Here is a 549-nt window from a genome sequence, read left to right as displayed (position 1 = left end):
GGTATGGTGTTTCCCGGCGTGCAGAAATCGACCTGGACGCATGACACGACCTCGAAGTCCTGGTTCTTCCACCGGTTCTATGACTTCCAGCCGGACCTCAACACATCCAATCCCTATGTGCAGGCCGAGATCCTGAAGATCATGGGGTTCTGGCTGCAGCTTGGCGTCTCCGGCTTCCGCATGGATGCGGTGCCCTTCGTGATCGCCACCAAGGGACCGAAGGTCAACAAGCCCACCGAACAATACGACATGCTGCGCGCCTTCCGCGAATTCCTGCAATGGCGCAAGGGCGACGCCATCATTCTCGCCGAAGCCAATGTGCTGCCGGAAACCGACATGGAATATTTCGGCAGCGACGGCGACCGCATGCAGATGATGTTCAACTTTCACGTCAACCAGAACCTGTTCTATGCGCTGGCCTCGGGCGACGTGCGCCCACTGGCTGCGGCGATGAAGGTGACCAAGCCACGCCCGGCGACGGCGCAATGGGGCCTGTTCCTGCGCAATCATGACGAGCTCGATCTCGGCCGGCTGACCGAGGAGCAACGC

At 60.3% G+C, this 549-nt stretch carries 1 protein-coding gene; it reads left to right on the top strand.

Annotated elements, in window-relative coordinates:
- On the top strand, window positions 1-549 hold a 549-nt coding region (locus AC1DS5_RS25480; RefSeq protein WP_477721026.1), incomplete at both ends, for an alpha-amylase family glycosyl hydrolase.

Source organism: Polaromonas sp. P4_H1 (assembly GCF_056400945.1).
This window is presented reverse-complemented; position numbering and strand designations above follow the sequence as displayed.